Genomic DNA, 11,111 nt, shown 5'->3' on the forward strand with positions numbered 1-11,111 from the left:
AAGATCAGCCTGGACAAGGGCCGGGTCAGCCTGCAGAAGAACCAGACCGTGTCCCTGATGAAGGGCGGCCGCCCGCTGCTCTCCCAGGTGCGGATGGGCCTCGGCTGGGAGCCCGCCTTCCGCGGCAAGGACATCGACCTGGACGCCTCGGTCATCGCCTACGGCCCGCAGCGCAACCACATCGACAGCTGCTACTTCGGCAAGCTGACGATCCTGAACGGCGCGGTCAGACACTCCGGTGACAACCTCACCGGCGAGGGCGCGGGTGACGACGAGGCGATCACGGTCGACCTGGGCCGTCTGCCCCAGGAGGTCTCCGGTCTGGTCTTCACGGTCAACTCCTTCTCCGGGCAGAAGTTCACCGAGGTCGCCAAGGCCTACTGCCGCCTGCTGGACGCCACGACCGGCGAGGAACTGGTCCGCTTCGACCTCACCCACGCCGAGCCCCAGACCGGCGTGATGATGGCCAAGCTCATCCGCCAGTTCTCCGGCGAGTGGGACATGACGGCGCTGGGCGACTTCGTGAAGGCCCGGACGGTCAGGAACATGGTCGAGCCGGGGGCCCGAGCCCTGTAAGCGGTCGTACGACACCCGGGGGCGCCCCCTCCGTCAGGGGGCGCCCGCCTCCCCGGCCGCCGCGCCCGGCCGCAGGCCCTCCGTCAGCAGGGACAGATAGCGGCGGATCTGCGTCCCCTGCCCGCTCGCGAGCTCCGACGCCGACGCCACGCCGTGCGCGAGGCGCAGCACCTCGATCGGCTCGACGTCCGCGCGCAGGCTGCCCGCCCGCTGCGCCGCCTCCACCAGCCGCCGTGCCGCGTCCTGCACCGAGGTACCGCAGGGCGTGCCCGCCACGGAGCTGCCGTCGGTGACGGCCGAGCCCAGGAGCGCCTTCATGCCGCGCACCTGGATCGTCCCGACGCACACCTCGTTGAGCCACTCCACCAGCGCCTCGCCCGGCGGCAGGGCCGCGGCGAACTCGTCGGCCCGGGCCGCCATCGCCTGGATCCGGTCGACGTACGCGGCCTCCAGCAGATCCTGCCGGGTCGGGAAGTGCCGGTAGAGGGTGCCGGAGCCGACGCCGGCGCGCTTGGCGATGTCGTCCAGCGACGCGTTCTCCCCGTGCTCGGCGAACGCCTCGGCCGCCACCTGCAGCAATCGCTCGTAGTTGCGCCGAGCGTCCGCGCGCATGCGCCTGACCTGCGGCATCCAGACACTCCTCGCGAACCGGGGATCCCCTCCGAATCCTATCGGGAAGCGGATCGCGCGGACCCGCCCAACCGCCGCCCGGTCAGTGCCGTTCCGGTGGCTCGTACCCGCCGCCGTCCGCCGGGTCCGGGCCGAGGTGGCGCCGTACCTCGCCGGAGCCCAGGCCGATCGTGGCGCGCGTCCGCATGGGGCCGTCACCTCGGCGGGAGAGCACCGCGATCTCGGCCACGCGCGCGTGCAGCACGCCGAGCCGGGCGGCGCACTCGGCCGCGAGGACCCGCGGGACGCGGGTGCGCCCGAGCGAGAGGTGCGGGGTGAACCTCGGGAACCGGTCCGTGCAGTTCGGGAAGGGCTCCGCCAGCACGCGCCGAAGCTCCGTCCAGGGCGCGGCGCCGGCCGCGGCGGGGTCGAGCCACACGGTGGCGTACGACCGGTGGCGGAAGGCGCGAACCCCGCCGAGCCGGATGTCGAAGGGCTCGCATTCCGCGGCCGCGGCGGCCAGCAGCGGGAGCGCCAGGGGGAAGTCCTCCTCCGGCACGAAGCCGAAGAGCAGGTTCACATGGGGCGGCCACCGCCGGATCTGCGGGTCGTGCTCGACCCGGATCTCCTGGATAGCGGGCCACAGCCCGGCCGGAGGCAGCCACGCCACAGCGCTCCGGGGCGTGGCCGCCGCCCCGATCCAACCGAAGCCCGAGCCAGGACCGGGGGCCTTCGGAGTACCGGGGCTCTCGGGCGGCCCAGGGGGCTCGGACCGCCCGGAAGCCGGAGCCGGGCCGGAGGGGTTCGGTGGGGTGGGGGTCGGGGGGTGGGGCACTTCTCCATCATGGGCCCGCCCTGCTGGGGCGTGCCTTCGGTGCCGCCCCGGCCGGTACGGGGCGGCTGCCGAGCTCGCCGCGGCGGACCAGGTCCGCGCAGGCAACGGCACGGCCCGCACCCCCGTGGAGTGCGGGCCGGTCACGCCTCCCACGGCCAGCGGGCGTCACGGGCCGCTTCGAGCAGCGGCACCATCCGGAACGCCGAGTCCGAGAGCCCGCCGAAGGTGTGCCGGTTGCCCTTGCCCGACGGGCCGTGGCCCGCCCGGTAGCCGGCCAGGTTCCAGGTGTAGACCGGGACGTGGGCCGGGACCTGCTCGGTCGGCCCGCCGTGGACGTTGTACGCGTACTGCTCGTCGGTGACGATCAGCACCCGGTCCTGCCCGCGGTAGTGCGCGCGGATCGCCGAGGTGGTGTCGGTGCCGCCCAGGTCGCCGAAGCGCCCCAGGATCTTGAGCACCGACTCGCCCGGCTCGAACGACAGCCGCCGGCTCGTGGTGCCGAACTCCACGAGGTCGGCGTCCTCCGCCCGCACCGCGAGCGCCGTGCCGAAGATCGCCGCCGCGTCGGCCCGGTTGAGCTCCGAGCGGTCCGACAGCCGCGCCCACATCGAGCCCGACCGGTCGACCAGCACCAGCGTCCGGCCCGGCAGCACGGGCACGTTCGCCAGCGAGTGACCGAGCGCCTTCTCCAGCGGGTACGCCCAGCGAAGCGAGGGCGCGTGCTGGTACGCGGCCAGGTACCGGAAGGGGAACTGCCGCGAGCGCGCCACCTGCTCCGGGTCGCTGATGCGCGCCGCGACCCGGGCCGCGACCTCGTCCGAGACCCCGGCCTCGTCGAAGTTGCGCAGGTTGCGGACGAGCGCCATCGCCCCCATGGACGGGATCACGGCCTCCCAGGCCGCCTTGTCCATCGGGCCCTGCAGCCAACCGGCCAGCGCCTCCCAGCTGATCCCGGCGGCCGCGAGCCGCTCGGCGCCGTCGGCCGCCGTCACGACCGCCCGCCGCTTCCCGACCGGCACCGCCATCAGCTCGCGGTGCGCGGTGAGCACACGGTTCGAGGCGGGCGGCACGGCGGTGTCCGGGTTGTGCCGGCGGTCCAGCGCGTACCGGAACAGCTCGCCCTGCCACGGCTTGTCCGGGTCCGGCGCCGCGTGCACCAGATTGAGGATGTCGCCGAACCGGTAGCCCTTGGACGCGGTGTCGTACTTCAGCAGCGACTTGCCGTGGTACAGCCGTCGTACGGCGTCGGCGATGCCGCGCTTGACCGGCTTGGGGACGGTGCGGCCGTAGGCCGAGGTCCAGTAGGCGAGCAGCTCGCCGGGCTCGTCCGGGCGCTGGAGCACGGAGGCGACGACCTGCCGGTTGGCGGGACCGTCGGTGGCTCCGGCGTCGAGCCGTGCCTTCACGTACTCTGCGGCTCCCATGATCGCGGCGCTGCGGATGTTGCCCTCACCGCGCAGCCAGCCAAGCAGGCCGGCCGTCCACGCCGGGTCGGAGACGGCGAGCTCGCGCACGAGCGCGGCGAACCGGTCGTCGCGGGCCGCGCCGTTCTCGTAGAAGGTCTGCTGCGAGACGAAGTGGGATACGGCGAGCAGGAAGAGCTCCGAGCGCGCGTCCCGCTCGTGACCGCGGCCGCCCTCGTACGTTCGGAGTATTCGTCCCGTGGACGTCACCCGCGAGGTCGGCTGTGCCTTGGCCGCCTTGGTGTTGAATCGAGCCATGCTGAATTCCCCCGAATTCATTTCCGTTTCGGAGGGAGGCGCAGCAAAGGGAGGGTGTCCGAGATCAGGGGTCGGCGACGGTGCTGTTCACCCGGCGCGTCTTCCATTTCCGCCACATCGACCCCAGGTCGATGACGGGATTCGAACCCGCAACATACCGTGTCCCGAAGTATCCGCTGCCTGCGCACCAGGCACCCACCTTGAGCTGCGCCTCCCGAGATCAAGTCGGCTGCGGCACTGGATTCTCTCTGCAAAAGAAGTAGCCGCCGCCTTCGCACCGGGAGGTGCATGAAGTTGTGGTGTCCAGAGATCGAGATCGGCGGAACCGACAAAGGTGCTCTAACCCCTGAGCTACACCGGCCTGTTGTGCCGGTGGCGGGACTCGAACCCGCGGCCGCCCCATTATGAGTGGAAGTAATTCCTGCCTTCGCACCTGGACATGAATCACTCTAGGAGGACGGCCGCGGGCCGGGCGAACGAATTAATCGCGCTTCTGCCGCTTCCACGGCCCCGTGACGGCCAGCATGATGCCCGGCTCCTGGATGTTGGCGAACAGGGTCCTGCCGTCGGGCGAGAAGGTGACCCCGGTGAACTCGCTGTACGCGGGCTCCTCGGCGGTGCCGATGTTCAGTTCGTTGCGGGCGATCGGGTAGGTGCGGCCGCTGTCGGTGGCGCCGAACAGGTGCTGCACGCCCTCGCCGTCCTCGGCGATGACCAGACCGCCGTACGGGGAGACGGTGATGTTGTCCGGGCCGTCGAAGGCGCCGTCCACGGCCGGGTCCGGATTCACACCGAGCAGGACCTTCAGGGTCAGCGTGCGCCGCTTGGGGTCGTAGAACCAGACCTGGCCGTCGTGCTGGACCGGGCTCTCCCCGCGGGCGAAGGAGGAGACGATGTAGGCGCCGCCGTCGCCCCACCACATGCCCTCCAGCTTGCGGGCGCGGGTGACCAGGCCGTCGCCGAACTGCTTGCGGGTGGACGCGGTCCTCGCGTCGCGGTCGGGGACGTCCACCCAGTCGACGCCGTAGACCGCGCCGGTCCTGGTGGCGCGGGAGAGGTCGTCCACGAACCTGCCGCCGGAGTCGAAGCACTTGAAGGCCTGGAGCACGCCGGCGTCGTCGGCGAGGGTGCGCAGCCTGCCCCGGCCGTGGTGGAAGCCGGCCGGCGGGGTCCAGCGGTAGAGCAGCCCGTTGGGGCCGGCCGCGTCCTCGGTGAGGTAGAGGTGGCCGCGCCTGGGGTCGACGACGACGGCCTCGTGGGCGTAACGGCCCAGTGCCTTGACGGGCTTGGGGTCGCGGTTGGCCCGGCGGTCGGCGGGGTCGACCTCGAAGACGTAGCCGTGGTCCTTGGTCATGCCGTTCTGGCCGGCCTTGTCCTCGGTCTCCTCGCAGGTCAGCCAGGTGCCCCACGGGGTGTTGCCGCCCGCGCAGTTGGTGGAGGTGCCGGCGATGCCCACCCACTCGGCGACGTGGCCGCGGCGCACCTCGACCACCGTGCAGCCACCGGCGGCGGCGGGGTCGTAGACCAGGCCCTCGGTGAGCGGCACCGGGTACTTCCAGCTCGCGCGGGGGCCCCTCAGCTCGTGGTTGTTGACGAGGAGGGTGGCGCCGCGGGGGCCGTCGAAGGTGGAGGTGCCGTCGTGGTTGGACGGCGTGAACTCGCCGGACTCCAGCTTGGTCCTGCCGCTGTAGGTGATGATCTCGTAGGAGAAGCCGGCGGGCAGGGCGAGGATGCCGTCGGGGTCGGGGAGCAGGGGGCCGTAGCCGACGCCGTGGTGGCCGTGCGCCGAGGCGCCGTCCTCGCCCTCGGCGCCGGTCTCCGTGGACGCGAGGGCGTTCGGCGCGGTGGCGAGGGCGCCGACGGTGCCCGCCAGGGCGACCCCGGCACCGGTGATCGCGGATTTCCTGGCGAAGTCCCTGCGGGTGAGCGACATGGTGTCTCCTGTGACGGTGGGAGTGCCGTGGAGGGTGGCGCGCCTCGGTTCGGCGCACACGCTCCCGCCGGTCCCTGAACACGAGTTGAACGCAGGGCTACTTCGAGCGCCCTTGTTCAAGAATCCGTATGCACTCCCCCATGGCCGGCCAAAGAACCGGCCATGTCCCGCTCACCCGCTCGCTCAACCGCCCTGCTGGGAGCGGGCCTTGAACGCGGCCTTCCGCGCCTCCTTCGCCACCTTCTTGTCCGGGTGCAGCCGGCCCATCGCCTCCAGGACGTCGGCCGTCGCCGGGTGCTCCACCCGCCACGCGGCCGCGAAGAAGCCGCTGTGCTGCGCGGCCAACCCCTCGACGAGCGCATGGAGTTCCTCGGAGTTGCCCTCGGCCTGGAGCTGTGCGGCGACCGTGTCGACGGTCAGCCAGAACACCAGCTCCTGGGACGGCGCCGGCACCCCGGCGGCCCCCCGCTCGCTCAGCCAGACGCGGGCCAGGCCGCCGAGCTCGGGGTCGTCCAGCACCTCCCGCAGCGCCGGTTCCGCCTCCGCCCCGATCAGGGACAGGGCCTGCTGGCAGCGCAGCCGGCGCAGGGGCGCGCCCGCGTCGGAGCCGCGCGCAGCGGCCAGCAACTCCCGTGCCGCGGCGAGCGGTTCGCGCCGCCCCAGCCACTGCTCGGTCTCGGCCCGGGCGGCGGTCCGGCCGAACGCGGCCGTGCCGTCGAGCAGGACGTCCGCGCCCTTGTCGACGAGTTCACCGACGGCCGGCGCCTGGAAACCGGCCTCCAGCAGCCGGGCCCGCAGCCCGTAGGCGCCGAGCGGGGTGAGCCGGACCATGCCGTAACGGGAGACGTCGGTCTCGTCCACCGGTGCGGCGGGCTCCTCGGCGGCGCCCTCCGGATCCGCCATCAGCGCCTCGTCCACCGGCCGGTACTCGACCAGCCCGACCGGCTCCAGCATCCGGAACTGGTCGTCGAGCCGCATCATCGCGTCGGAGACCTGCTCCAGGACGTCGTTGGTGGGCTCGCCCATGTCGTCGGGCACGATCATCGAGGCGGCGAGGGCGGGCAGCGGTACGGAACCCTCGCCGGCGCCGTCCTCACTCACCGTCAGGAGGTAGAGGTTGCCGAGGACGCCGTCGAGGAACTCGGCCTCGGCCTCCGGATCCCAGTCGAGTGACGAGAAATCGACCTCTCCGCCCTCGTCCAGCGCGTCGACCAGGCCGTCGAGGTCGGGCACGCTCGCGTCGGCGAGGACGGTCTCCAGGACGGCGAGCCACACGGTGAGCACGTCGTGCGGGGAGCCGCCGGTGAGCAGGTCCAGATCCGCCCCCGCCCGGACGGTCCCGGCCTCCTCGTCCACGATCTCGACGAGCCCGGCGTCCACGGCGGCCCGCCAGGCCTCACTGGCGTACGCGGCCGCGTCGTCGTCGCTCAGCCCGAGCACTTCGGCGGCGGCCGCAAGCTGTTCCTCGACGAGGCCGCCGCCGGCGTCCACCCGGGTCCCGGGCCCGGCCCAGCGGGCGAGGCGGGCGGCCCGGGAGAGCACGGGCGTGGACAGCGCGGCGCGCGCCAGCTCCGCTTCGGGGTGCAGCCGTACGGGCGGCAGGGGGGAGCTGTCTGACATCGGCTGGTTCTCCTCGGACCGTGAAACGGGCTCAGCCGCTCAGCCTAGACGGATATCCACCGATGCCGCCCGGTTCATCTCCCCGTCGGCCGTCGTACATGGCCGAAACCTTGACAACTCCCATACGCAGGCTGGAGATTGACGCGCGTAGAAGTTGGGGGGACAACTGTTCACTCGGCTCTATGCGTGTCACGGAGGGCAACCGGCCCCACACGCTCCCGTTCCACCCTCGTCCCGACGCTCACGCACGTCCCCGGAGGGAACCCTTGCCGAGCAGGTCTTCCGCGCGCCTCGCCGCGCTCACCGTCGCCGCCGTCTGCAGTGCGGCCTCCGCCGTCGTCCTCACCTCGCCGGCGCACGCCGACGCGGTGCGCATCCACGACATCCAGGGCACCACCCGAATATCGCCGTACGCGGGCCAGAAGGTCACGGACGTGCCCGGCATCGTCACGGCCACGCGCACGTACGGCTCCTCCAGAGGTTTCTGGCTACAGGATCCGAACCCGGACGCCGACCCGCGCACCAGTGAGGGCGTCTTCGTCTTCACCAGCTCCGCGCCGAAGGTCGCCGTCGGCGACTCGGTCACGGTGACCGGCACGGTCTCGGAGTACGTCCCGGGCGGCGCCTCGTCCGGCAACCAGTCCGTAACCGAGATCACCAAGCCGGTGGTCACCACCGTCTCCACCGGCAACGCGGTCCCGGCCCCGGTCGTCGTCGACGAGGACTCGGTGCCGGACGAGTACGCCCCCGCGGGCGACACCGCCGCCGCCGGCACGATCAACGGCCTGACCCTCGACCCCTCGAAGTACGCCCTGGACTACTACGAGTCCCTCGAGGGCATGAACGTCCAGGTCGAGGACACCCGCGTGGTCACCGCCACCGACCGCTACAGCGAGCTGTGGGTCACGGTGAAGCCGTGGGAGCACCGCAACCGCCGCGGCGGCACGGTCTACGGCTCCTACGACTCCCAGAACACCGGCCGGCTGCAGATCCAGTCGCTGGGCGCCACCGCCGACTTCCCGAAGGCGAACGTCGGCGACACCCTGGAGGGCACCACCACCGGCCCGCTGGACTTCAACCAGTTCGGCGGCTACACCCTCGTCGCGAGCAAGCTCGGCACGCTGCGGAGCGGCGGTCTGGAGCGCGAGACGACGCGGAAGCAGACCGGCCGTGAACTGGCGGTGGCCACGTACAACGTCGAGAACCTCGACCCGTCGGACAACACGTTCGACAAGCACGCCGCCGCGATCGTGAACAACCTGCAGTCGCCGGACGTCGTGTCCCTGGAGGAGATCCAGGACGACAACGGCGCCACGGACGACGGCACGGTCGACGCGAGCGTCACCATGAACAAGCTGATCGACGCGATCGTCGCGGCCGGCGGCCCGAAGTACGACTGGCGCTCGATCAACCCGGTCAACGACCAGGACGGCGGCGAGCCCGGCGGCAACATCCGCCAGGTGTTCCTGTTCAACCCCGAGCGGGTGTCCTTCGTGGACCGCGCCGGCGGCGACTCCACCACCGCGGTCGGCGTCACCAAGGACCACGGCAAGGCCGAGCTGACGGCCTCCCCGGGCCGGATCGACCCGACGAACGCGGCCTGGAAGGACAGCCGCAAGCCGCTGGTCGGCCAGTTCGTCTTCCGCGGCAAGACCGTCTTCGTGATCGCCAACCACCTGATCTCCAAGGGCGGCGACCAGGGGCTGACCTCGCAGTACCAGCCGCCGACGCGCAGCTCGGAGATCCAGCGCCACGCCCAGGCGACCGAGGTGAACACGTTCGTCAAGGACATCCTGGCCGTCCAGAAGAACGCGAACGTCATCGCGCTCGGCGACATGAACGACTTCGAGTTCTCCGACACCGCGAAGCTCCTCGAAGGTGACGGCGAGCTGTGGTCGGCGATCAAGTCGCTGCCCAGGAGCGAGCGTTACACCTACGACTACCAGGGCAACGAGCAGGTCCTGGACCAGATCCTGATCAGCCCGGCGATCCGGCGCGGCTGCGACTTCGAGTACGACAGCGTGCACATCAACTCGGAGTTCAACGACCAGATCAGCGACCACGACCCGCAGGTGCTGCGCCTGCGTCCGTGACCGCGGCCGGCCTCAGGACTGGCTGAACACCCCGTTCAGCCAGTCCTGCCAGGCGGCTTCGTTCGCCCCGGCATCGGCGTCCGGCGCGAAGTCGTGGACGCTGATGCCGAGCGGGGCGCCCCAGTTGCCGCGTCCGAAGAAGCGGATGAGGGCGCTGTCGGTGCGCAGCCCGATGAAGTACGGGTTCCGGTAGTCGACCACGGCGTCCAGGGTCCGCCCGCCGGGTCCCCGGACGACGGCCTTCGTGCCCGCGGCCGCGTCGTCCGCCAGACCGAGGGCGCGGCCGGCGGCGGCCAGCGCCCGCGGGGTCGCCGAGGCCGCCGGGCCGTTCAGCTGGGCGAAGGCGACCGGGCGGGGCGCGAAGTGCGTGAGGTACTCGCACAGGGTGTGCAGGTAGAAGTTGGTGTGCTTGCTCGCGCCGTCGTACTGGTTGTTCCAGTCGTCGGTGAAGATGCCGCTGTGCACGTAGCGCACCCAGGCGCGGCGGCCCTCGTCACGGGGCTCGACGGTGTAGTCGAGCTGGTTGAGTGACTGGGTGGGCATGCCCACGTTCTCGCTGCGGTTGGTGTAGCGGTGGGGCGGGTCCCAGGCCGTGACCGTCGATCCGAAGGGTCCCCGGCCGCCCTCGCGCGGCTCGGGCGGGTCCATCGGCCACAGATAGCCCCCGGTGCCGGTGGTGATCGCCTCCCACACCTTCTCGGGCGGGACGTCGACCTCAAACTCGCGGACGATCTCGAATTCCTGGGACATGGCGGGCTCCTGCTCACTGATCCGGTTCGGTGGTGGGCCGGTCCTTGACCGTGGGGTGGAGGGCGACGACGATCCGGTGGTCCCTGCCGCCCTCGGCGCCGGGGGCGTCGTACTTGCGGATCAGGGCGCTCACGCCGGCCGTCAGCTCCTGCACGAAGGCCGCGCGGTCGGCGGCGGAGGCGAAGCGGAGCTCGCCGTCCAGGGCGTAGGTCGCGAGCCGCTTGCGGGCCCGGGCGGCGCCGGTGATCAGCGTGCCGACGTCCCGCACCAGGCGGGCGCCGAGCGCGAGCAGCCAGCGCGCGGAGAGCTGGTCCCGGAAGCGGTCCGGGTCCGGCTGCACGGCGGGGAGGGCGGCCGGCGAGATGACGTACGAGGCGGCGGTCGCGCGCATCAGCCGCTCGGTGACATTGCCCTTGCGGCGCTCTCCGGCCAGTTCCACCAGGCCGTGCCGCTCCAGTGCCTTGAGGTGGTAGTTCACCTTCTGCCGGGGCAGTCCGACCCGGCCGGCCAGCATCGCCGCCGACGCGGGTTCGGCGGCCAGCTCGGCGAGCAACCGGGAGCGCACCGGGTCCAGCGACACGGCGGCTGCCTCGGGGTCCTCGATCACGGTCACGTCCAGCATGCGTCCACCCTCCCACCGAAAATTTTTCCTGTCCAGACGGACATGGTTTTCGGTGGGAGGGTGGAGCGGAGCCCGTCGGGCGCGGGTCGTCCGGTTCAGTGACCGCGGCGCCTGCGCCGCATGACGAAGCCCGCCGCCAGGGCGGCGACACCGGCCGCGCCCGCGATCAGCGCCGGGCGGGGCACCCGCGCCAGGGCCTCGGCGGCCTTCCGGGCGGACCGCGCGGCCTGCTGCTCGACCACGGCGCCGGCGTGGGCGGCCTTGCCGCCCATCGGGCCCGAGCCGTCGGACCCGACGGCCCGTGCCTGCAGGGCGTGTCCGGCCTTGGCGGCCGAGCCCTGCACGGCGTGGC

General features: G+C 72.1%; 9 protein-coding genes and 1 pseudogene. 2 read left to right on the plus strand and 8 right to left on the minus strand.

The window, feature by feature from the left end:
• Nucleotides 1-576: TerD family protein (locus ACWEN3_RS31245; RefSeq protein ID WP_452977471.1), on the plus strand; the 576-nt coding region annotated here is incomplete at its 5' end.
• Nucleotides 577-609: 33 nt separating this feature from the next.
• On the opposite strand, the gene ACWEN3_RS31250 is transcribed toward ACWEN3_RS31245, so the two are convergent.
• The 5 genes from ACWEN3_RS31250 to ACWEN3_RS31270 all read right to left on the minus strand — a co-directional run bounded on the left by ACWEN3_RS31250 (nt 610) and on the right by ACWEN3_RS31270 (nt 7,294).
• Nucleotides 610-1,206: a TetR/AcrR family transcriptional regulator gene (locus ACWEN3_RS31250; RefSeq protein ID WP_452977473.1), complete on the minus strand. Its 597-nt coding sequence runs from the start codon at nt 1,204-1,206 to the stop codon at nt 610-612.
• 82 nt (nt 1,207-1,288) lie between these two features.
• Complete coding sequence (locus tag ACWEN3_RS31255; protein WP_452977476.1) at nt 1,289-1,855, minus strand: 2'-5' RNA ligase family protein; 567 nt, start codon at nt 1,853-1,855, stop codon at nt 1,289-1,291.
• Nucleotides 1,856-2,160: 305 nt separating this feature from the next.
• On the minus strand, nt 2,161-3,741 hold the full coding sequence (locus ACWEN3_RS31260; RefSeq protein ID WP_452977478.1) for a TROVE domain-containing protein: 1,581 nt from the start codon (nt 3,739-3,741) through the stop codon (nt 2,161-2,163).
• 481 nt (nt 3,742-4,222) lie between these two features.
• Nucleotides 4,223-5,674, minus strand: coding sequence for an alkaline phosphatase PhoX (locus ACWEN3_RS31265; protein WP_452977481.1), 1,452 nt, complete (start codon nt 5,672-5,674; stop codon nt 4,223-4,225).
• 183 nt (nt 5,675-5,857) lie between these two features.
• Complete coding sequence (locus tag ACWEN3_RS31270) at nt 5,858-7,294, minus strand: hypothetical protein (RefSeq protein WP_452977484.1); 1,437 nt, start codon at nt 7,292-7,294, stop codon at nt 5,858-5,860.
• 266 nt (nt 7,295-7,560) lie between these two features.
• Here ACWEN3_RS31270 and ACWEN3_RS31275 point away from each other — a divergent pair, with 266 nt between their 5' ends.
• A complete protein-coding gene (locus ACWEN3_RS31275; protein WP_452977487.1) occupies nt 7,561-9,387 on the plus strand; it encodes an endonuclease/exonuclease/phosphatase family protein in 1,827 nt (608 codons plus the stop codon).
• Between the two features lie 12 nt (nt 9,388-9,399).
• On the opposite strand, the gene ACWEN3_RS31280 is transcribed toward ACWEN3_RS31275, so the two are convergent.
• The 3 genes and pseudogenes from ACWEN3_RS31280 to ACWEN3_RS31290 all read right to left on the minus strand — a co-directional run.
• Nucleotides 9,400-10,137 carry an SRPBCC family protein gene (locus ACWEN3_RS31280; RefSeq protein WP_452977490.1) on the minus strand — a complete coding sequence of 246 codons (738 nt, stop codon included), beginning with the start codon at nt 10,135-10,137 and terminating at the stop codon, nt 9,400-9,402.
• Nucleotides 10,138-10,150: 13 nt separating this feature from the next.
• Nucleotides 10,151-10,759 carry an ArsR/SmtB family transcription factor gene (locus tag ACWEN3_RS31285; protein ID WP_452977493.1) on the minus strand — a complete coding sequence of 203 codons (609 nt, stop codon included), beginning with the start codon at nt 10,757-10,759 and terminating at the stop codon, nt 10,151-10,153.
• A 95-nt stretch (nt 10,760-10,854) separates the two neighbouring features.
• Nucleotides 10,855-11,111: pseudogene (locus ACWEN3_RS31290) on the minus strand (DUF3618 domain-containing protein); the annotation flags it as partial.

It is taken from the genome of Streptomyces sp. NPDC004561 (assembly GCF_053602155.1).

What these genes read in the sequence shown, in the direction of transcription:
- ACWEN3_RS31250 (WP_452977473.1), bottom strand. Translation starts at nt 1,206, where the DNA reads ATGCCGCAGGTCAGGCGCATGCGCGCGGACGCTCGGCGCAACTACGAG.
- ACWEN3_RS31260 (WP_452977478.1), bottom strand. Translation starts at nt 3,741, where the DNA reads ATGGCTCGATTCAACACCAAGGCGGCCAAGGCACAGCCGACCTCGCGG.
- ACWEN3_RS31265 (WP_452977481.1), bottom strand. Translation starts at nt 5,674, where the DNA reads ATGTCGCTCACCCGCAGGGACTTCGCCAGGAAATCCGCGATCACCGGT.
- ACWEN3_RS31270 (WP_452977484.1), bottom strand. Translation starts at nt 7,294, where the DNA reads ATGTCAGACAGCTCCCCCCTGCCGCCCGTACGGCTGCACCCCGAAGCG.
- ACWEN3_RS31280 (WP_452977490.1), bottom strand. Translation starts at nt 10,137, where the DNA reads ATGTCCCAGGAATTCGAGATCGTCCGCGAGTTTGAGGTCGACGTCCCG.
- ACWEN3_RS31285 (WP_452977493.1), bottom strand. Translation starts at nt 10,759, where the DNA reads ATGCTGGACGTGACCGTGATCGAGGACCCCGAGGCAGCCGCCGTGTCG.